Origin of the sequence: Citrobacter sp. BIDMC107 (assembly GCF_001037575.1) — a bacterium.
GTDB classification, from domain to species: domain Bacteria; phylum Pseudomonadota; class Gammaproteobacteria; order Enterobacterales; family Enterobacteriaceae; genus Citrobacter; species Citrobacter freundii.
The window spans coordinates 3,936,816-3,957,382 of record NZ_KQ089848.1 but is presented as its reverse complement, the minus strand read 5'-3'; the positions used below and the strand labels follow the sequence as shown (position 1 = coordinate 3,957,382).

The window sequence follows — 20,567 nt, the reverse complement described above, 5'->3', positions numbered from 1 at the left end:
TACGTTAACAGGCCGGCTACGGCTCGATCGTGAAGGAGAGAAAACATGTTCAGGTCACTGATTCTGGCGGCAGTCTTATTGGCTTTTACACCGCTGGCCGCGAACGCCGGCGAAATCACCCTGCTGCCATCAATAAAATTGCAAATTGGCGATCGCGATAACTACGGTAACTACTGGGATGGCGGCCGCTGGCGCGACCGGGATTACTGGCACCATAACTATGAGTGGCGCAAAAATCGCTGGTGGCGTCATGACAATGGCTATCATCGCGGTTGGGATAAACGCAAAGCTTATGAGCGCGGCTACCGTGAAGGCTGGAATGACCGTGACGACCACCGCGGTCGCGGAAAGGGCCGAGGTCATGGCCACCATCATTAATGTAACAAAAGGGCCCGCAGGCCCTTTTGTTTTTACAAACCGAGAGCGGTTCCTACCAACAGCCAGATATTGAGCGTCACCACCAGCACAACAATCACCCAGCCTACCTGTTTTACCCATCGGGTATTCACCAAATCGCCCATCAGCTGACTGTTGCTGGTGAAAATCAACAACGGCACCAGCGCCAGTGCAATACCAAAACTGAGCAACACCTGGCTCATCACCAGAATACGCGTTGGATCTAATCCCATCAGAATCACAATAAAGGATGGCATCATGGTGACCGTACGGCGAACCCAAAGCGGAATGTGAAAACGGATAAACCCTTGCATCACCACCTGCCCCGCCAGCGTACCGACCACAGTAGAAGAAAGTCCCGCAGCCACCAGGCTTAAACCGAACACTGTCGCCGCAGCGTGACTCAACAGCGGTTCAAGGGTCAGATAGGCTTGATCGAGATCGGCAATACCGGTATGCCCGCTAAAATGAAATGCAGCGGCAGCCGTCGCCATCATCGCCAGATTGACAAATCCGGCAATCGTCATGGCGATAGCCACATCCCATTTCGTGGCCGCATAGCGCTGTTGACGTGTTCCGCCGTGCAGATGCTGGGTTAAGGAAGAGTGCAGATAAATGACATGCGGCATGATAGTCGCGCCGAGCACGCCAGCGGCGAGGAACACCGCTTCGGAATTAGGTAGGCTCGGGATAACCATCCCCTTGCTAAGTTGCGCGAAGTTCGGCTGGGAAAAGATCAATTCCACAATGTAAGCCGCAGCCACAAACAGCAGCAAGCCGCCAATCACTTTTTCCAGCGGTTTTTGCCCGCGGCGCTGCAACATCAGAATCAAAAAAGTCGCGATACCGGTGAGCACGGCCCCCTGCAATAACGACACGCCGAGGATCAACTTAAAGCCAATCGCGGCACCAATGAATTCAGCAAGGTCTGTCGCCATGGCGATAATTTCGGCCTGCACCCAGTAGAACCACACCACCGGACGAGGATAGTGATCGCGAATTTGTTCCGCCAGATTTTTACCCGTGGCAATGCCAAGCTTTGCCGATAGCACCTGGATCAGCATCGCCATCAGGTTTGCCCAGACCACCACCCACAACAGTTTATAGCCAAAGCTGGCTCCTGCCTGGATGTTGGTGGCGAAGTTGCCCGGATCGATATAGCCGATCGCTGCGATGAACGCAGGTCCCATTAATGCGAGCTTCAACTTGCGCGCTGCCCGTCCACTGCTACTCTCAACGCGATCGTTAGTCATTTTAGTGCCTCAGAAACATAGCCTTTGCTATGTTTCAAGCTACGCCTATTGAGAATGATTATCAAATTCATTTTGATGGGTGAAGTTGATTTCTCTGATAGTGTTTGTCTATGGATCGATAAGGATTCTGGGAAAAACGGTAAAATGTTTAATTATTGTTATAGATTAGCACAATGACATAACTTTTCACTTCGATACAAAGCATAACGGAAGTGTATCACCGATCACTAATTTTGAATCTCGTCACAGGTCCTTATTATAGTGTGTGTTTGATCTCGTTTTCTTTATGGTTGTTACATAGAATGTGCACGAAAACTAAACCTGCCTCATATTTGGAGCAAATATGGACCGCGTCCTTCATTTTGTATTGGCATTGGCCGTTGTTGCGATCCTTGCGCTGCTGGTAAGCAGTGACCGTAAAAAGATTCGCATTCGTTATGTTATTCAACTGCTTGTTATTGAAGTGTTACTGGCGTGGTTCTTCCTGAACTCCAACGTCGGCCTGGGCTTCGTAAAAGGCTTCTCCGAAATGTTCGAAAAACTGCTCGGTTTTGCCAACGAGGGGACGAACTTCGTCTTCGGCAGCATGAATGATCAAGGCCTGGCATTTTTCTTCCTGAAAGTGCTGTGCCCTATCGTCTTTATCTCCGCCCTGATCGGTATCCTTCAGCATATCCGTGTGCTGCCGGTTATTATCCGCGCAATTGGTTACCTGCTTTCCAAAGTGAACGGTATGGGCAAGCTGGAATCCTTCAACGCCGTCAGTTCTCTGATCCTGGGTCAGTCCGAGAACTTTATCGCCTATAAAGATATTCTCGGCAAAATGTCTCGCAACCGTATGTACACCATGGCTGCAACGGCGATGTCTACCGTTTCCATGTCTATCGTCGGCGCGTACATGACCATGCTGGAGCCGAAGTACGTTGTTGCGGCGCTGGTACTGAACATGTTCAGCACCTTTATCGTGCTGTCGCTGATCAACCCTTACCGCGTTGATGCCAGCGAAGAAAATATCCAGATGTCTAACCTGCATGAAGGTCAGAGCTTCTTCGAAATGCTGGGTGAATACATCCTGGCAGGTTTCAAAGTGGCAATTATCGTTGCGGCGATGCTGATTGGTTTCATCGCGCTGATTGCTGCCCTGAACGCCCTGTTTGCCACCGTGACCGGCTGGTTTGGCTACAGCATCTCCTTCCAGGGCATCCTGGGTTACATCTTCTATCCGGTTGCATGGGTAATGGGTGTTCCGTCCAGCGAAGCGCTGCAGGTGGGCAGTATCATGGCGACAAAACTTGTTTCCAACGAATTCGTTGCGATGATGGACCTGCAGAAAATCGCCTCTACGCTCTCTCCGCGCGCTGAAGGCATCATCTCTGTGTTCCTGGTCTCCTTCGCTAACTTCTCTTCTATCGGTATTATCGCCGGTGCGATTAAAGGCCTGAACGAAGAGCAAGGTAACGTAGTTTCCCGCTTTGGTCTGAAGCTGGTGTACGGCTCTACGCTGGTGAGCGTACTGTCTGCATCTATCGCAGCACTGGTGCTGTAAGCGTAAGACAACGTCGTAGTGATAAGGCCGGGGAATTTCCCCGGCTTTTTTATGCCTGCTATTCAGCAGAGCAGGGAGATATCGGTAAGAATCGACAGGATGCAGAAACAAAAAACCCCCGCTTTTCAGCGAGGGTTTAAATTTTGGTGGAGCTAAGCGGGATCGAACCGCTGACCTCTTGCATGCCATGCAAGCGCTCTCCCAGCTGAGCTATAGCCCCACGATGCTTTTACGTATATACCAAATTCGTTGGGATAAAATTTGGTGGAGCTAAGCGGGATCGAACCGCTGACCTCTTGCATGCCATGCAAGCGCTCTCCCAGCTGAGCTATAGCCCCATTACGTAAAGCTTGTCGAGTTGACGGGCGGCATCATATGAATTCCCTTCGCGTGTGTCAACGGCAAAATTAACTCATAGAATTCAATCGCTGAAAAAGCAGTCAAATGAAGAACATTGCGCAACAACTCGCATTCAGTAGTTAAACGCGTCACGGTTTCTACTAAAATGGTGCTATAAAATGAGCCACTAATTAACCCCACGACTATTCAGGGAATCGTTATGTTCAAGGAACGGATGACGCCAGAAGAACTTGCTAATCTGACCGGATACAGCCGACAGACCATCAATAAATGGGTGCGCAAGGAGGGTTGGGCTACATCACCAAAACCAGGCGTACAGGGCGGTAAAGCGCGTCTGGTTCACGTCACCGAACAAGTTCGTGAATACATTCGCAGCGCTGAGCGTTCAGCCGAAGGTTTATCAGATAATTTATCGTTATCAGGCGATACCTCTATCGAAGCTCTACTGATTAGGCTCGCCAAAGAGATGACTCCGTCAGAACAGAAAATGTTTACGTCACTGATCCTGCGTGAAGGCATTACGGGTTTATTACAACGCTTAGGGATCCGCGACAACAAATAATATGAAAAAATTACGCAGCAAAATGACGACCGAAGAACTGGCGGACTGTCTCGGAGTTGCCAAACAAACCGTCAATCGTTGGATCAGAGAACAAAACTGGACCACCGAAAAGTTTCCCGGCGTTAAAGGGGGTCGTGCAAGGCTGATTCATATCGACTCCAGCGTCCGCACGTTTCTGCTCAATATTCCGGCTTTTCGCAAAGTACCTGAAATTTATCAGGCAGAGGAACCGTTGGCAGAATACAACCACGTGGTGCGTAGCCACGCCTGTCGCCAGATAATTAGCGCACTGGACAACATGTCCCCAACGGAACAAGAAAAGCTGGCAATGTATATTTCTCGCGAAGGTATTCGCACTTTCCTTACCCGTCTGGGTATTGATGAGTCTGAATAACAGGCAAAAAAAACGGCAGGATGCGCTCCTGCCGTTGTTTCATCGCTCAACCGAGCTTACTGCTGGCTTTCACGCTCAGCAATAAACGCCAGCGCTTTATTAATACGCTCAATGCTGCGGGATTTACCAATCGCATGCACTGTGACGTCTAACGCCGGAGACTGACCCGCACCGGTTACGGCTACGCGCAGCGGCATCCCAACTTTACCCATACCCACTTCCAGCTCATCAGCGGTCGCCTGAATCGCGTGGTGCACGTTTTCTGCCGTCCACTCGCTGATAGCAGCCAGTTTATCGCGAACCACTTCCAGCGGCTGACGTGCTACCGGACGCAGGTGTTTCTTCGCGGCGTCCGCGTCGAACTCAGCAAAATCTTCGTAGAAGTAACGGCAGCTCTGCGCCATCTCTTTCAGCGTTTTGCAGCGCTCACCCAGCAGTTTAACCAGCTCAGACAGCTGCGGGCCGACGCGAGTGTCGATATTTTCCTGCTCAATGTGCCATTGCAGATGCGTTGCCACATATTCCGGTGCCAGCGCATTAATGTAGTGATGGTTCAGCCACTGCAGTTTTTCGGTGTTGAACGCACTGGCAGACTTACTCACCGCACCAAGGGAAAACAGTTTGATCATCTCTTCACGGGTGAAGATTTCCTGATCGCCGCTGGACCAGCCCAGACGCACCAGATAGTTCAGCAGCGCTTCCGGAAGGTAACCGTCGTCGCGATACTGCATAACGCTGACCGCACCGTGACGTTTAGAAAGTTTTTTACCATCGTCGCCGTTGATCATCGACACGTGTGCATAAACCGGTACCGGCGCATTCAGCGCTTTCAGGATGTTTATCTGACGCGGAGTGTTGTTGATATGGTCTTCACCACGAATAACGTGAGTGATTTCCATATCCCAGTCGTCGACCACCACACAGAAGTTGTAGGTCGGGGAACCGTCGGTACGGCGGATGATCAGATCGTCCAGCTCCTGGTTGCTGAATTCGATCGGCCCACGGATCTGGTCATCAAAAATAACGGATCCATCCTGCGGGTTGGCAAAACGCACCACGCATGGTTCATCATCAGCATGATGTTCATGACCGTGGCGGCAGCGACCGTCGTAACGAGGCTTCTCACCGTTTGCCATCTGCTCTTCACGCAGCGCGTCCAGACGTTCTTTGGAGCAGTAGCATTTGTACGCGGTACCGGCTTCCAGCATCTCATCAATCACGGCGTTGTAGCGATCAAAACGTTTGGTCTGGAAGTACGGGCCTTCATCCCATTCCAGATTCAGCCAGTTCATGCCATCCATAATGGCTTCAATAGCTTCCGGAGTGGAGCGTTCGAGATCGGTGTCTTCAATACGCAGCACAAACTCACCGTCATGGTTACGTGCAAAAAGCCAGGAATATAGAGCAGTACGCGCACCACCGACGTGCAGGTAACCTGTCGGGCTTGGCGCGAAGCGAGTTTTGATTTTCATGAAATGGCCTTACGTTTATAAAGATGCCGACAACCGGCAAATCCAGGGAAGATTATCAGGCTCGTATTCTATCACTGTGGTCTGATTCCTCAATGTTGTTCAGGTTGGAACATCACGCTTTGCCATTTTCGTATACAAATCATGCTGCATGGATTGATTTGCGATCGTTTTGTTTAAATTTACGACGAACGAACAAATTCTTTAGAAAATGCGTTGACTCATTTTCAACTCTCCCTATAATGCGACTCCACACAGCGGGGGTGATTAGCTCAGCTGGGAGAGCACCTCCCTTACAAGGAGGGGGTCGGCGGTTCGAACCCGTCATCACCCACCAACTACCTTATGTAGTCTCCGCCGTGTAGAGTAAGAAATTGAGAAGTGGGTGATTAGCTCAGCTGGGAGAGCACCTCCCTTACAAGGAGGGGGTCGGCGGTTCGATCCCGTCATCACCCACCACTTTCTCGCCAGCTGGATTTCTTACGATAAAATTGAAGTACCGAAGTGGGTGATTAGCTCAGCTGGGAGAGCACCTCCCTTACAAGGAGGGGGTCGGCGGTTCGATCCCGTCATCACCCACCACTTCGGGTCGTTAGCTCAGTTGGTAGAGCAGTTGACTTTTAATCAATTGGTCGCAGGTTCGAATCCTGCACGACCCACCAATGTAAAAAGGCGCCCTAAAGGCGCCTTTTTGCTATCTGCGATTTGTAAGATTCGAACCTGCGGCAGGTTCGGTGTTGAGCGCAGCGAAACAACGGAGCCGGTTACGGCGACGGCCCGAAGTGCGAGCGAAGCGAGTCATCCTGCACGACCCACCAATGTAAAAAGGGCGCTGGCGGCGCTTTTTTGCTATCTGCGATTTATACAACTGCCTGATGCGCTACGCTTATCAGGCCTACCGACAATACTCCCTTCGTAGGCCGGATAAGACGTTAGTCGCCATCCGGCACAGATATCACATCGTCAATGCCGCTACCAGTTTCTCCAGCGCGGGTGTCGCCTGCTGTTGGTCATACACAATATATAAATCCGCCGGAATACGTTCCTCTAACGGTCGGAATACCACGCCTGGCCAACTCATCTGCGCATAACTGTCAGCAATTAACGTAATACCAATCCCCATGCTGATCATCGCCAGCACCGTTTGCGGCTCCCTCACCTCACGGATAATCATCGGGGAAAATCCAGCGCTCAGGCAAACTCGCTGCAAAAATGCCCAGTCGGTATGAATGGAGGGCATCGTGACAAAATATTCATTTCTCAACGCTTCCAGCGGTACGGATTCACAGGCGGTAAGAGCATGTTCTTCCGGTATGGCCACCAAAAATGAGGATTCATGTAAGCGCAGGCTGGTAAATCCGGGAGAGGGTTCAGTAGCCATGCGCCAAATCCCCGCATCCAGTTCACGTCTTTCCAGCATCGTCATCTGCATTGCGGGCATGTTCTCGCGAAACTGCACCTCAACGTTGGGATTTTCCTTCAGAAAACGCCGCATCACCGGACGCATTTTTCCCCACATTGCGGTACCAATGACGCCTAGCTCAATTCGCCCTGCCTCACCGCGACCAATCTGTTCCACTCGTGCCAGCGCCTGATTAGCACTGGATAACAGTCTGCGCGATTCTTCCATCAAAATTTTTCCGGCGTGGGTTAACGCCACGCTGCGGGAATGACGGATAAATAGCAACGTGCCGAGCTGTTGTTCCAGCTCTTTAATATGCGTACTGAGGGGCGGTTGCGACATATTCAGGCGAGCAGCAGCGCGTCCAAAATGCAGTTCTTCTGCGACGGCAAGAAAATAACGCAGTAACTTCAGATCGATGCGGTGCGTGCGTTCCATGGATAATGCGCTCCTGAGTGAATATTAATGCGCAAAGTTACCACATTGCATCGCAGAAAATGAAACGGCGGGTATCAGAACCCGCCGCTAAAGGAGCATTAATGTGCCAGTGATTTCTGCGCTAGTCGTTCAGGCTCATGCTTATATTTAAAGAACAATGCAAAGATAACCGCCAGGACCAGCGCGTAAGCGGCAAACACCAGCCAGATAGTTTGCCAATCCTTGACGCCATCGACAGAAAAATAGTCCACCGCCATCCCGCTCAGGATTGAACCCACCCACGCACCAATGCCATTTACCATCGTCATAAACAATCCTTGGGCGCTGGCGCGAATGCTTGAATCAACTTCCTGCTCGACAAATACCGATCCGGAGATGTTGAAGAAATCAAACGCGCAGCCGTAAACGATCATCGACATCAGCAGCAGTACAAAGCCAAACGGAGACGGATCGCCAAAGGCAAAAAAGCCAAAGCGCAGCGTCCACGCCAGCATACTCATCAGCATCACTGTTTTAATGCCAAAGCGTTTAAGGAAGAATGGAATAGTGAGGATAAAACCCACTTCCGCCATCTGCGAAACTGACAGCAAAATGGAGGGATATTTCACCACAAAGCTGTTGGCAAACTCAGGGTTACGGGCAAAATCATGCAGGAACGGATTGCCAAAGACGTTGGTAATTTGCAGCACCGCCCCCAGCATCATGGCAAACAAAAAGAAAATTGCCATGCGCGGATTTTTAAACAAAACAAACGCATCCAGCCCCAGTTTACTGGCCAGCGTGGCGGACTCTTTTTTCTCCGCAACCGGTATTTTTGGTAACGTCAGCGCATACAGAGCCAGCAGCAGCGATGCGCCTGAAGCAATATAAAGCTGTGCGCTGCTCAGTTCCAGCCCCATTAAGCTGACCGTCCACATCGCCACAATAAAACCTATCGTACCAAATACACGAATTGGCGGGAATGCGGTAGCCGGATCCTGACCCGATTGTGCAAGGCATGAATATGAGACGCTGTTCGATAACGCAATCGTCGGCATATACGCCATCGCGTTAACCAACATTACCCAGAACATGGTCTGTGGATCGGTAACGGTTGTGGCGTACAGCAACACGCCAGCACACACCAGATGGCACAGCATATAAGCGCGCTCGGCACGCAGCCACTTATCGGCAATGATCCCCATAATGCCCGGCATAATAATCGCTGCCAGCCCTTTCGAGCTGTAGACCATACCCACATTCGCGCCGGTAAAATCCAGGGTGTTAATCATGTAAGAACCCAGGGTTACCAGCCAGCTTCCCCAGATGAAATATTGCAAAAACGACATGAGCTTTAAGCGAGATGCGATACCCATTTTTCCGTTCCTTGCCATAAAGTAAGACCCCGCAAGCGGGGTCATGTTTTAATTATTCAGGCCAGTTTGCGCAAGAAGCCACAGATCAGATTGATGAAGTTCTGCCGGGAGAGTTCCGCTGCAGCCAACGTCTGCGCGTGAGATAACTTCACATCCCCCAAACCTTCCGCCAGGTTGGTGATGGCAGCCACCGCAACCACTTTCAGACCGCAGTGGCGCGCAGAAATAACTTCAGGCACCACCGACATCCCCACCACGTCACCGCCAATAATTTGCATCATGCGGATTTCTGCCGCCGTTTCAAAGTTCGGTCCCGGATAAGAAACAAACACCCCTTCGCTCAGCGGAAATCCTTCTTCTGCGGCGACGGTTTGCAGGATCGCACGATAGTCAGCATCATAGGCATTCGCCAGCGAAAAGAATCGCTCACCAAAACGCTCATCGTTTAGTCCGACCATTGGTGTACCTGGCATCGTATTAATGTGATCGCTAAGCGCAACGAGACTACCTGGTCCGACTTCGGGGCGCAAAGAACCTGCGGCATTAGTACAAAATAACAGTTCGCAGCCCAGCAGCTTCAGGGCGCGAATGGCGTCGGTCATCACCGTCATGCCGCGACCTTCATAAAAATGCCCACGCCCTTTCATACAAGCCACCGGAATACCCGCCAGATTTCCCAGCACCAGCTCACCGGCATGACCATGTACAGTACTGACAGGGAATCCCGGCAATTTCTCGTAAGAGATGGGCACTGCATCCTCGATTTGATCCGCCAGAGCACCGAGGCCAGAGCCAAGAATAAAGGCTACGCGCGGGGTGAAATCGGGTTTGTAACTACGAATGATGTCGGCGCTATACCAGGGATTTTGCGAGAAAAGAGAGTGACTCATGAGATATCCTTAATACTGAGTAGTCGAAAATAATGTCGCGTACCGCACTGTTATAGCGAGACTACGCAATCGATTACCAATACCGTTTATCCCGACAACCGATAGTAAATCGGTATCGATGAGTCGCACTAAACCAGCCTGAAATCACATTTTTTTCGGGCCAGAAATGGCACAGGAATAGAGATACATGAAGATTTGGAACTTGTATTATTAAACTCCGCTCCGCCATATTGTAACTGAAGTTCTGTTCACTAATGCCGATACTCATGTTTTATGGTGTGAGGAATCCGTATGACAACGATTAACGTTTCCACCCCAACTGTTCAAAGCAGTAGTGGTGGTGGAAAAGCCCCAGCCGGGAATGACATCTCCGCTCAGATTGCACAAGTCACCCAAAAGATAACCAAGCTAACTCAGCAGCTCAAAGATATTCCCAATAGTAGTGGCAGCGTTGAGCAGAAGCGCGAACAGCGGGAGCTTATTCAGACACAAATCAAGATGTTACAAGCACAGCTGGCTCAACTGTTGCGACGGCAGGCCGAGGAGTCACAGCAAAAGCAAAGCGCCGATCAGAGAAAAGCTGAGGGCATCAACACGGCTTCCGACCAACATCAGGTCGATATTTATATCTGATACAACGGATCACGGGCACGACCAGCGGTTAATTCACTGGCCTGCATACGCACCACGTCCCACAGCGCCTGAGCCGCGGTTGATAAAGAGCGGTTTTTACGTCGAGCCAGCATCAGTTGCCGTTCAACTACCGGCGTCAGGCGCTTAACCTGCAAGTGACTGCCCTGCGGTAAGGGGAGCGCCAGCGCGGGCAGCACACTGATGCCAATCCCCGCCTCCACCATCGGGAACAGCGTGGCGGGATGACCAATCTCCTGAACGATGTTGGCATCAATGGAAAAATGGGCCAACGCCGCATCGATCAGCGGTCGACTACCGGAAGCGTAATCCTGTAACACCAAACGTTCGTGATACAAATCCTGCCAGTTCACCCACTCACGTTGGGCTAACGGATGATCCTCGCGACACAGCAGCAGGAACGGTTCGGACAGTACGGCTTCACACTGCAGGTCGGTCACAGCACCAGGATCTATCACAATGCCAAAATCCACCTCTCCCTGGCGAATACTTTCCAGCACCCACTGCTGGGGCCTGTCGTGCAGCACAAAATCGATCGCAGGATAAAGCTCATTACTCTGGGCAATACACTGTGGAATAAGGTGAGCAGAGATTGTCTGGCTGGCGGCAACACGCACCGTTCCAGTTAACTGTGTCCCCACCTGGCCTGCTTCACGCAGCGTGCTGTGCAGTTCATCCAGAATACGTTCCAGCCGCGTCGCCAACTGGTACCCCGCTTCCGTCAGCACCACTTCCCGCGTTGTTCTATCTAACAACCGCACCCCCGTCTGAGCTTCAAGCTCTTTAACGCTGTGGCTGACCGCAGACTGGCTTAAGCCAATAATATCCCCCGCCCGGCTAAAGCTTTTGGCCTGAGCGACGGTAACAAAGATACGGAGCTGACGCAGAGAGTAATTCATCTATTCGATTCATATATGGATGCAATAAATCAATTTTATTTCTCAAATGGAAAAACGCAAAATGTTGCTACTGAATTTCAGGAGCTTTTATGAAACTTTTTCGTATCCTTGATCCGTTCACGATTACGTTGATTACGGTCGTATTACTGGCGTCCTTTTTCCCAGCCGAAGGTGGCTTTGTGCCTTTCTTTGAAGGCTTAACCACCGCCGCCATTGCCCTGCTGTTTTTTATGCACGGGGCCAAGCTCTCTCGTGAGGCAATTATTGCCGGCGGTAGTCACTGGCGTTTGCATCTGTGGGTGATGTGCAGCACGTTTGTTGTTTTCCCGGTGCTGGGCGTTCTGTTCGCCTGGTGGGCGCCGGTTAATGTTGACCCGATGCTGTACACCGGTTTCCTGTACCTGTGTATTTTGCCGGCCACGGTGCAGTCGGCAATCGCCTTTACGTCGCTGGCGGGGGGGAACGTTGCCGCCGCCGTGTGTTCCGCTTCGGCCTCCAGCCTGCTGGGTATTTTTCTCTCGCCGTTGCTGGTTGGCCTGGTCATGAATATGCATGGCGCAGAAGGCAGCCTGGAGCAGGTGGGGAAAATCATGCTGCAGCTGCTGCTGCCGTTCGTACTGGGACATCTTTCGCGTCCGTGGATTGGTAACTGGGTGTCCCGACATAAAAAATGGATTGCAAAAACGGATCAATCATCCATTTTATTGGTGGTTTACTCCGCCTTCAGTGAAGCCGTGGTTAACGGGATCTGGCACAAAGTGGGGGTTGGCTCACTGCTGTTTATCGTGCTGGTCAGCATCGTATTGCTGGCAATCGTGATTGGCATCAACGTCTTTGTTGCGCGTAAATGCGGCTTCAACAAAGCCGATGAGATCACCATTGTCTTTTGCGGATCGAAAAAGAGCCTGGCGAATGGGATCCCAATGGCAAATATTCTGTTCCCGACGTCAGTGATAGGAATGATGGTGCTGCCGCTGATGATCTTCCATCAAATTCAGTTGATGGTTTGTGCGGTGCTGGCACGTCGCTACAAGCAACAGACGGACGCATTGCAGGCGCAGCAGAAAAGCCGCGCCGCAAAGGCTTAAAGCGGGCGTTTCAGGGGCTGCACCAGTTGCGTCAGCCCTTCAGTTTTAATCAGCAGCGTGATTTGCATCAGTTCGCCGAGCTTGCCCGGCGGGAATTCATCCTTACGGGCAAACCACAGCAGATACTCTTCCGGTACATCAATCAGCCGACGCCCTTTATATTTGCCAAAGGGCATCACGGTATTGGCGATTTCAACCAGCTGCTCTTTTTCCATCTCAGGCACCCAGTAAGCGAATCATTTCAGCTTCGTCGATCACTTCAATGCCCAGCTCCTGCGCTTTTGCCAGTTTAGAGCCCGCTGCTTCCCCCGCAATCACTAGATCGGTTTTCTTCGACACGCTACCGGCCACTTTTGCCCCCAGCTCGGTCAGTCGTGCTTTGGCATCATCACGCGACATCAGGCTCAGGCTCCCGGTCAGCACCACCGTCTTACCCGCGAAGGGGCTGTCGATTTCTTCAGCGTTGATAACCACCGGCGCTGGCCAGTGAATCCCCTGCTCCAAAAGCTGGACGATCACCTCGCGGTTACTCTCTTCGGCAAAGAAATTAAACACGTGGGTCGCCACCACGATGCCGACATCCGGCACTTTTTGCAGCTCTTCAACAGAGGCGGCTTCCAGCGCCTCGAGCGTGCCGAAATATGCCGCCAGACCTGCAGCTGTCGCTTCGCCGACTTCACGAATACCCAGCGCATAGAGGAAACGGGCAAACGTGGTCTCTTTCGCTTTTTCCAGCGCATTTACTACGTTTTGCGCCGACTTCGGCCCCATGCGATCAAGACCGGTCAGCTTACCTGCGGTCAGCGTGAAGAGATCCGCTGGCGTATGGACATACTCTTTCTCGACCAGTTGATCGATAATTTTGTCGCCCATGCCGTCGACGTCCAGTGCACGGCGGGAAACGAAGTGTTTCAATGATTCCTTCCGCTGTGCCCCGCAGATTAAACCTCCGGTACAACGAGTGACCGCTTCGCCTTCCACACGCTCAACGTCAGAGTTGCATACCGGACAGTGGGTGGGAAACTCGATTTCGCGGGTATTGTCCGGGCGCTCGGAAAGCACGACGTTCACTACCTGCGGGATGACATCGCCCGCACGGCGAATGACGACTTTATCGCCAATACGCAAACCAAGACGCTCAATTTCATCCGCATTGTGCAAGGTGGCGTTACTGACCAACACCCCGGCAACCTGAACTGGCTCAAGGCGGGCGACAGGCGTAATCGCCCCTGTACGTCCAACCTGAAACTCAACATCGCGGACAAAGGTCATCTGCTCCTGCGCCGGGAACTTAAAGGCCACCGCCCAACGCGGCGCGCGGGCAACAAAACCCAGTTGTTCCTGCAAGGCCATAGAGTTGACTTTGATCACCACACCATCGATATCGAATCCCAGCGTCGGTCGGTCTTCTTCAACCTTATGATAGTAAGCAAGTACTTCCTCCGGAGAGTCGCAAAGCGCCACTCTGTCGCTCACCGGCAATCCCCACTCTTTAAATTGCAGCAGACGGCCCAGATGGGTATCGGGCAACACACCACCTTCCAGCACACCAACGCCATAGCAGAAGAAAGTAAGCGGTCGCTTCGCAGTGATACGCGGATCGAGCTGGCGTAATGACCCAGCCGCCGCATTACGCGGGTTAGCAAACACTTTGTTGCCAGTACGGCGGGCCTCTTCGTTGATTTTTTCAAACCCGGCCTGCGGCAGGAACACCTCGCCGCGCACTTCCAGACGCGTCGGAATGTTATCGCCGCGCAGTTTTAACGGGATCGCACGAATGGTGCGCACGTTCGAGGTAATGTCTTCCCCGGTGGTGCCATCGCCGCGCGTTGCGGCGCTAACCAGCACGCCGTTTTCATAGAGAATACTCACCGCCAGCCCGTCAAGCTTCAGCTCACAGCACCAGGTTAGTTTGTCCGTACTCTTCAGTCGGTCCTGTACGCGCTTGTTAAAGGCGAGAAAACTCTCTTCATCAAACACGTTATCCAACGACAGCATCGGCAATTCATGGCGAATCTGACTGAACGCCGTTAACGGGGCGGCGCCAACGCGTTGGGTTGGCGAGTCAGGGGTAATAAGGTCCGGATGCTGCGCTTCCAGCTCGCGGAGTTCGCGCAGCAGACGATCGTATTCCGCATCGGGAATTTCCGGCGCGTCCATCACATGGTAGAGATACTCATGATGGCGAAGCGTGGTTCGCAGTTCTGTCAGTTGTTGTTCGATTGATTCCATATCGCACCATCAATGATAAAAAACCCCCGACAGGCGGGGGTTTAGCAAGGAGATGTCACGCCAAAGGAGAATCAGGCGCGAGATTCTTTAACTTCGCGGATGCGGTCCTGATACTCGCGCAGTTTCTGCGGCGTCATCATGCGACGTTGATCGTCAAGCACCACACCACCCACTTCATCGGCGATGTGCTGTGCGGACTGCAGCATCAGCTTAAAGTTTTGCAGCTCGTCCCCATAGGACGGAACCTGCATAAAAATAGTTACGCCAGGGGTGCTGAAATCACCCGTCATTTCGGGGTCAAACGTTCCTGGGTTAACCATATTGGCAAGGCTGAACAGCGACGGACCGCTGCCATCCGGGCTCAAATGACGATGGAAAATATTCATATCGCCAAATTTAAAACCGGCTTGCTGAATGCTATTGAGCAGCACTTCACCGTTGAGCTCGCTACCGTGATGCGCCGCAACGTTCATAATAATGACCGCTTCTTTACGCTGAGGTTTTTCAGCAGCAGGCGCTTCTTCAACTACCGGCTCAGGCTGCGGTTGATGTTCAACGGCAGGCTCTGCGGGCTGGAAAGTCTGCGTCGCAGGTTGCGGTGCTTGCTGCACGGGCTGCTGAACCTGCGGAGCAACGGGCTGATGCTGCATCGGCTGCTGTACAGGTTGTTGCTGAACAGGCTGATGTTGCACCGGCTGCTGCGGTTGTACAGGCTGCGGCTGAGCATGCGGCGGCGGTACCGGCGCTTGTGCAGGCTGCTGCGCGGGTTGACGCGGCTGAGCCGACGCATAAGGCGGCTGGTACTGGTGTTGCGGCGACTGAGGAGGAACACCATGTTCCTGCGCGTTACCGGGAGCATGATTCACACGATGAACGCGAACTTCGCCCACGCCTTCGTCTTCCTCGACGTTGTCGTCGAACGAATCCTCGTCTTCACGTTTAGACTTCATGCGTTTCAATGGGCGATCGCGGAATATAGAAGACCGCTCTTTACGGCTAGTCCAAAAACCATGTACCAGTAAAGCGATTATGGCGATCGCGCCAACAATGATTAATATCAGACGCAAATCCTGCATCATTATATTCTCTGTTGTTCTAACACCTTGCCACCACGGCAAACATTTACTCACTAAGAGTATTTGTCGATTACGCCAAGTGCAAGTGCACTCTTGGCTTTCACGGCATAAAGATGAACAAAATTGTGCTTTTTGCTGTTTTTTCGAACATTTCTGAACAGCTTAACGCTCAACAACCCGGTAAGATACGCAAAGTTTACCAGAGCTTATATAACAAGGAGCATGTCCTGACCATGGTTTCATCATCTGCAGTCGTACCTCGCAGCGGCCTTTATTACTTTTCACAGGGATGGAAGCTCATCACCCAACCGGGCATTCGTCGCTTTGTCATCCTGCCTTTGCTGGTGAATATCCTGCTGATGGGCGGCGCATTCTGGTGGCTATTCACACAACTCGATAGCTGGATCCCCGCGCTGATGAGTCACGTCCCTGACTGGCTTCAGTGGCTCAGCTACTTGCTGTGGCCGATTGTCACTATCTCCGTACTACTGGTGTTCGGCTACCTCTTTTCCACCATAGCCAACTGGATTGCCGCGCCGTTTAACGGTCTGCTGGCTGAACAACTGGAAGCGCGCTTAACGGGCGCAACACCGCCTGACACCGGTGTTCTCGGCATCATGAAAGATGTTCCCCGTATTATGAAACGTGAATGGCAAAAGCTGGCGTGGTATCTCCCGCGCGCCATCGTATTGCTGATCCTCTATTTCATTCCGGGTATTGGGCAGACCGTCGCCCCGGTGCTGTGGTTCCTGTTCAGCGCATGGATGCTGGCCATTCAGTACTGCGATTATCCGTTTGATAACCATAAGGTGCCTTTTAAGGAGATGCGCGTCGCGCTGCGTACACGCAAGGTCACCAATATGCAATTTGGCGCATTAACCAGTTTGTTCACCATGATTCCGGTGCTCAATCTGTTCATCATGCCGGTCGCGGTTTGTGGTGCCACGGCGATGTGGGTAGACTGCTATCGTGCTAAGCACGCGTTATGGAAGTAATGCAAAAATGTGTAAAAGCGGGCTGGCTTATGCCCGCTCTTATTCCATACTGCAAGGCATTATTTCCCATCAGCATATAGATATGCGATTTCCTTACTTCCCCATACTTTCTCAACAGGTATGCTGAAGCGGTATCCCAATTTCATACAGTTAAGGACAGGCCATGAGTAAGATTTTTGAAGACAACTCGCTGACTATCGGTCATACGCCGCTGGTTCGACTGAACCGTATCGGTAACGGACGCATTCTGGCGAAGGTGGAATCTCGTAACCCGAGCTTTAGCGTCAAATGCCGTATCGGTGCCAATATGATTTGGGATGCCGAAAAACGTGGTGTACTGAAACCGGGTGTTGAGCTGGTAGAACCGACCAGCGGCAACACGGGGATTGCGCTAGCCTACGTTGCCGCAGCCCGCGGTTACAAACTGACTCTGACCATGCCGGAAACGATGAGCATTGAGCGCCGCAAGCTGTTGAAAGCTCTGGGTGCGAATCTGGTGCTGACCGAAGGCGCAAAAGGGATGAAGGGTGCAATCCAGAAAGCGGAAGAAATTGTCGCCAGCGATCCGGAGAAGTTCCTGCTGCTGCAGCAGTTCAGCAACCCGGCGAACCCGGAAATTCACGAAAAAACCACCGGCCCGGAAATCTGGGAAGATACCGATGGCCAGGTTGATGTTTTTATTTCCGGCGTCGGTACCGGCGGTACATTGACTGGTGTGACCCGTTACATCAAAGGCACTAAAGGCAAAACCGATCTGATCACCGTCGCGGTTGAACCTACCGACTCCCCGGTTATCGCCCAGGCGCTGGCGGGTGAAGAACTTAAACCGGGCCCACATAAAATTCAGGGGATTGGCGCAGGTTTCATTCCAGGCAACCTTGATCTGAAACTTATCGATAAAGTCGTCGCCATCACCAATGATGAAGCAATCTCTACTGCGCGTCGCCTGATGGAAGAAGAAGGTATTCTGGCGGGCATTTCTTCCGGCGCTGCTGTTGCTGCCGCGCTTAAGCTGCAGGAAGATGAAACCTTTACCAATAAGAATATAGTGGTTATTCTACCGTCATCGGGTGAGCGTTATCTGAGCACTGCACTGTTTGCCGATCTCTTCACAGAGAAAGAACTGCAACAGTAATGCCAGCATGTTAAAAACGCGTAAAAAAGCACCCATTTGGGTGCTTTTTTGTGGCCTGCTTCAAAGTTTCAACTCGCCTGGCATTGATTCAACCCACCAGAACTGGTATTTAACCAAGCTAATTATTTTGATGCGCGAAATTAATCGTTACAGGAAAAGCGCTAGCTGAATCGATTTTATGATTTGGTTCAACTCTTCCTTTCGCGGCATAATGTTTAATGACGAACGAAACGTCAGCGGCAAGAAGTTGCCAGCAACGGATTGCACCGAACTCCTTTTGTGTCGCGTCTAGTTTACGCCGATGCTAACAATACAGGCTAAAGTTGAACCGCCAGGCTAGACTTTAGTTCCACAACACTAAACCTATAAGTTGGGGAAATATAATGTTCCAGCAAGAAGTTACCATTACCGCTCCGAACGGTCTGCATACTCGCCCTGCTGCTCAGTTTGTTAAAGAAGCAAAAGGCTTTACTTCTGATATTACTGTGACTTCCAACGGCAAAAGCGCTAGCGCCAAAAGCCTGTTTAAACTGCAGACTCTGGGCCTGACTCAGGGTACCGTTGTTACCCTGTCCGCAGAAGGTGAAGACGAGCAGAAAGCAGTTGAGCATCTGGTTAAACTGATGGCTGAACTCGAGTAAGTTCAACGAGTTCTTTTAAATATCAGTCACAAGTAAGGTAGGGTTATGATTTCAGGCATTTTAGCATCCCCGGGTATCGCTTTCGGTAAAGCATTGCTACTGAAAGAAGACGAAATCGTCATTGACCGGAAAAAAATTTCTGCCGACAAGGTTGATCAGGAAGTTGAACGTTTTCTGAGCGGTCGTGCCAAGGCATCTGCGCAACTGGAAGCGATCAAAACCAAAGCTGGTGAAACGTTCGGTGAAGAAAAAGAAGCCATCTTTGAAGGGCATATCATGCTGCTCGAAGATGAGGAGCTGGAGCAGGAAATCATAGCCCTGATTAAAGATAAGCACATGACGGCTGATGCAGCCGCGCATGAAGTTATCGAAGGTCAGGCCACAGCCCTGGAAGAGCTGGATGATGAATACCTGAAAGAACGTGCGGCTGACGTACGTGACATCGGTAAACGCCTGCTGCGTAACATCCTGGGTCTGGCAATTATCGACCTGAGCGCTATTCAGGAAGAAGTTATCCTGGTAGCCGCAGACCTGACCCCGTCAGAAACCGCACAGCTGAACCTGAACAAGGTGCTGGGTTTCATTACTGACGCGGGCGGACGTACTTCCCATACCTCTATCATGGCGCGTTCTCTGGAACTGCCTGCCATCGTCGGTACGGGTAGCGTCACCTCTCAGGTTAAAAACGACGACTATCTGATTCTGGATGCCGTAAACAATCAGGTTTACGTCAATCCGACCAACGACGTTATCGAGCAACTGCGTGCCGTTCAGGAGCAGGTTGCAACCGAGAAAGCGGAACTCGCTAAACTGAAAGATCTGCCGGCTATCACGCTGGACGGACATCAGGTTGAAGTTTGCGCCAATATCGGTACCGTTCGTGACGTTGAAGGCGCTGAACGTAACGGCGCTGAAGGTGTGGGTCTGTACCGCACCGAATTCCTGTTCATGGACCGTGAATCGCTGCCAACTGAAGAAGAACAGTTTGCTGCGTATAAAGCCGTTGCTGAAGCCTGTGGCTCTCAGGCGGTCATCGTTCGCACCATGGACATCGGCGGCGATAAAGAACTGCCGTACATGAATTTTCCGAAAGAAGAGAACCCGTTCCTGGGCTGGCGTGCCGTGCGTATCGCCATGGATCGTAAAGAGATCCTGCGTGACCAGGTTCGCGCGATTCTGCGCGCCTCTGCTTTCGGTAAACTGCGCATCATGTTCCCAATGATCATCTCTGTTGAAGAAGTGCGTGCACTGCGCAAAGAGATCGAAATCTACAAACAGGAACTGCGCGACGAAGGTAAAGCATTTGACGAGAGCATTGAGATTGGCGTGATGGTGGAAACACCGGCTGCGGCAACAATTGCGCGTCATTTAGCCAAAGAAGTTGATTTCTTTAGTATCGGCACCAATGATTTAACGCAGTACACCCTGGCAGTTGACCGTGGTAATGATATGATTTCACACCTTTACCAACCGATGTCGCCATCTGTGCTGACGCTGATCAAGCAAGTTATTGATGCTTCTCATGCTGAAGGCAAATGGACTGGCATGTGTGGTGAGCTTGCAGGCGACGAACGTGCTACACTTCTGTTGCTGGGGATGGGTCTGGACGAATTCTCTATGAGCGCCATTTCTATCCCGCGCATTAAGAAGATTATCCGTAACACGAACTTCGAAGATGCGAAGGTGTTAGCAGAGCAGGCTCTTGCTCAACCGACAACGGACGAGTTAATGACGCTGGTTAACAAGTTCATTGAAGAAAAAACAATCTGCTAATCCACGAGATGC

20 protein-coding genes, 6 tRNA genes and 1 other RNA gene are annotated in these 20,567 nt (G+C 51.6%); 15 read left to right on the top strand and 12 right to left on the bottom strand.

Features of this window, described 5'->3' with window-relative positions:
* The first annotated feature begins 45 nt into the window (after positions 1 to 45).
* On the top strand, positions 46 to 378 hold the full coding sequence (ypeC, locus tag SK39_RS18375) for a DUF2502 domain-containing protein YpeC (RefSeq protein WP_003839243.1): 333 nt from the start codon (positions 46 to 48) through the stop codon (positions 376 to 378).
* A gap of 32 nt (positions 379 to 410) precedes the next feature.
* On the opposite strand, the gene SK39_RS18370 is transcribed toward ypeC, so the two are convergent.
* The gene (locus tag SK39_RS18370) at positions 411 to 1,649 is read right to left on the bottom strand and encodes an Nramp family divalent metal transporter (RefSeq protein ID WP_003028272.1); all 1,239 of its coding nucleotides are present in this window, start codon (positions 1,647 to 1,649) and stop codon (positions 411 to 413) included.
* The gene (locus SK39_RS27885) at positions 1,646 to 1,720 is read right to left on the bottom strand and encodes a hypothetical protein (RefSeq protein WP_418219455.1); all 75 of its coding nucleotides are present in this window, start codon (positions 1,718 to 1,720) and stop codon (positions 1,646 to 1,648) included. Before SK39_RS27885 ends, SK39_RS18370 begins: the two co-directional genes overlap by 4 nt.
* A gap of 272 nt (positions 1,721 to 1,992) precedes the next feature.
* Here SK39_RS27885 and nupC point away from each other — a divergent pair, with 272 nt between their 5' ends.
* Positions 1,993 to 3,195: a nucleoside permease NupC gene (gene nupC / locus SK39_RS18365; protein WP_003028275.1), complete on the top strand. Its 1,203-nt coding sequence runs from the start codon at positions 1,993 to 1,995 to the stop codon at positions 3,193 to 3,195.
* Between the two features lie 144 nt (positions 3,196 to 3,339).
* Here the strand turns inward: nupC and SK39_RS18360 are convergent.
* Positions 3,340 to 3,415: transfer RNA gene (locus tag SK39_RS18360), tRNA-Ala, on the bottom strand.
* A 42-nt stretch (positions 3,416 to 3,457) separates the two neighbouring features.
* A tRNA-Ala gene (locus tag SK39_RS18355) sits at positions 3,458 to 3,533 on the bottom strand.
* A 221-nt stretch (positions 3,534 to 3,754) separates the two neighbouring features.
* On the opposite strand from SK39_RS18355, the gene SK39_RS18350 reads away from it, so the two are divergent.
* Positions 3,755 to 4,117, top strand: a complete 363-nt coding sequence (locus tag SK39_RS18350) for a YfeC-like transcriptional regulator (protein WP_003028277.1) — start codon at positions 3,755 to 3,757, stop codon at positions 4,115 to 4,117.
* A 1-nt stretch (position 4,118) separates the two neighbouring features.
* The gene (locus tag SK39_RS18345) at positions 4,119 to 4,511 is read left to right on the top strand and encodes a MerR family transcriptional regulator (RefSeq protein ID WP_003028279.1); all 393 of its coding nucleotides are present in this window, start codon (positions 4,119 to 4,121) and stop codon (positions 4,509 to 4,511) included.
* A gap of 56 nt (positions 4,512 to 4,567) precedes the next feature.
* Here the strand turns inward: SK39_RS18345 and gltX are convergent, their stop codons facing one another.
* Positions 4,568 to 5,983: a glutamate--tRNA ligase gene (gene gltX, locus SK39_RS18340; RefSeq protein ID WP_003845002.1), complete on the bottom strand. Its 1,416-nt coding sequence runs from the start codon at positions 5,981 to 5,983 to the stop codon at positions 4,568 to 4,570.
* Positions 5,984 to 6,241: 258 nt separating this feature from the next.
* On the opposite strand from gltX, the gene SK39_RS18335 reads away from it, so the two are divergent.
* From SK39_RS18335 to SK39_RS26190, 5 genes are all read left to right on the top strand, one after another.
* Positions 6,242 to 6,317: transfer RNA gene (locus SK39_RS18335), tRNA-Val, on the top strand.
* A 46-nt stretch (positions 6,318 to 6,363) separates the two neighbouring features.
* Positions 6,364 to 6,439 (top strand) — tRNA-Val (locus tag SK39_RS18330).
* 47 nt (positions 6,440 to 6,486) lie between these two features.
* Positions 6,487 to 6,562 (top strand) — tRNA-Val (locus SK39_RS18325).
* Positions 6,563 to 6,566: 4 nt separating this feature from the next.
* Positions 6,567 to 6,642, top strand: a tRNA-Lys gene (locus SK39_RS18320).
* Between the two features lie 29 nt (positions 6,643 to 6,671).
* Positions 6,672 to 6,798: non-coding RNA, RtT sRNA (locus SK39_RS26190), on the top strand.
* A 137-nt stretch (positions 6,799 to 6,935) separates the two neighbouring features.
* On the opposite strand, the gene SK39_RS18315 is transcribed toward SK39_RS26190, so the two are convergent.
* From SK39_RS18315 to xapA, 3 genes are all read right to left on the bottom strand, one after another.
* Positions 6,936 to 7,820 carry a LysR family transcriptional regulator gene (locus SK39_RS18315; protein ID WP_003838579.1) on the bottom strand — a complete coding sequence of 295 codons (885 nt, stop codon included), beginning with the start codon at positions 7,818 to 7,820 and terminating at the stop codon, positions 6,936 to 6,938.
* Positions 7,821 to 7,918: 98 nt separating this feature from the next.
* Positions 7,919 to 9,175, bottom strand: coding sequence for a nucleoside permease (locus SK39_RS18310; protein ID WP_003838577.1), 1,257 nt, complete (start codon positions 9,173 to 9,175; stop codon positions 7,919 to 7,921).
* 56 nt (positions 9,176 to 9,231) lie between these two features.
* Entirely contained in the window at positions 9,232 to 10,065 is an 834-nt protein-coding gene (gene xapA, locus SK39_RS18305; RefSeq protein WP_048217291.1) for a xanthosine phosphorylase, read from the bottom strand.
* A gap of 291 nt (positions 10,066 to 10,356) precedes the next feature.
* On the opposite strand from xapA, the gene SK39_RS18300 reads away from it, so the two are divergent.
* Complete coding sequence (locus tag SK39_RS18300) at positions 10,357 to 10,698, top strand: FlxA-like family protein (protein WP_048217290.1); 342 nt, start codon at positions 10,357 to 10,359, stop codon at positions 10,696 to 10,698.
* Here SK39_RS18300 and SK39_RS18295 read toward each other — a convergent pair.
* On the bottom strand, positions 10,689 to 11,615 hold the full coding sequence (locus SK39_RS18295; RefSeq protein ID WP_003838572.1) for a LysR family transcriptional regulator: 927 nt from the start codon (positions 11,613 to 11,615) through the stop codon (positions 10,689 to 10,691). The genes SK39_RS18300 and SK39_RS18295 overlap by 10 nt on opposite strands.
* An 89-nt stretch (positions 11,616 to 11,704) precedes the next feature.
* On the opposite strand from SK39_RS18295, the gene SK39_RS18290 reads away from it, so the two are divergent.
* Positions 11,705 to 12,703 (top strand): bile acid:sodium symporter family protein, encoded by a 999-nt coding sequence (locus SK39_RS18290; RefSeq protein WP_048217289.1) that lies wholly within the window; start codon positions 11,705 to 11,707, stop codon positions 12,701 to 12,703.
* On the opposite strand, the gene SK39_RS18285 is transcribed toward SK39_RS18290, so the two are convergent.
* From SK39_RS18285 to zipA, 3 genes are all read right to left on the bottom strand, one after another.
* Complete coding sequence (locus tag SK39_RS18285) at positions 12,700 to 12,918, bottom strand: DUF3820 family protein (protein WP_003038102.1); 219 nt, start codon at positions 12,916 to 12,918, stop codon at positions 12,700 to 12,702. The two genes, SK39_RS18290 and SK39_RS18285, sit on opposite strands and share 4 nt — an antisense overlap.
* 1 nt (position 12,919) lies before the next feature.
* Entirely contained in the window at positions 12,920 to 14,935 is a 2,016-nt protein-coding gene (gene ligA, locus SK39_RS18280; protein ID WP_048217288.1) for an NAD-dependent DNA ligase LigA, read from the bottom strand.
* A gap of 71 nt (positions 14,936 to 15,006) precedes the next feature.
* Entirely contained in the window at positions 15,007 to 16,014 is a 1,008-nt protein-coding gene (zipA, locus tag SK39_RS18275) for a cell division protein ZipA (RefSeq protein ID WP_048217287.1), read from the bottom strand.
* A gap of 230 nt (positions 16,015 to 16,244) precedes the next feature.
* Here zipA and cysZ point away from each other — a divergent pair, with 230 nt between their 5' ends.
* The 4 genes from cysZ to ptsI all read left to right on the top strand — a co-directional run bounded on the left by cysZ (position 16,245) and on the right by ptsI (position 20,555).
* Positions 16,245 to 17,006 carry a sulfate transporter CysZ gene (gene cysZ / locus SK39_RS18270; protein WP_003838567.1) on the top strand — a complete coding sequence of 254 codons (762 nt, stop codon included), beginning with the start codon at positions 16,245 to 16,247 and terminating at the stop codon, positions 17,004 to 17,006.
* 163 nt (positions 17,007 to 17,169) lie between these two features.
* Entirely contained in the window at positions 17,170 to 18,141 is a 972-nt protein-coding gene (gene cysK / locus SK39_RS18265) for a cysteine synthase A (RefSeq protein ID WP_003038091.1), read from the top strand.
* Positions 18,142 to 18,524: 383 nt separating this feature from the next.
* On the top strand, positions 18,525 to 18,782 hold the full coding sequence (gene ptsH, locus SK39_RS18260; protein WP_003038086.1) for a phosphocarrier protein Hpr: 258 nt from the start codon (positions 18,525 to 18,527) through the stop codon (positions 18,780 to 18,782).
* 45 nt (positions 18,783 to 18,827) lie between these two features.
* Positions 18,828 to 20,555: a phosphoenolpyruvate-protein phosphotransferase PtsI gene (gene ptsI / locus SK39_RS18255; RefSeq protein ID WP_003038080.1), complete on the top strand. Its 1,728-nt coding sequence runs from the start codon at positions 18,828 to 18,830 to the stop codon at positions 20,553 to 20,555.
* The last annotated feature ends 12 nt before the right edge of the window (positions 20,556 to 20,567 follow it).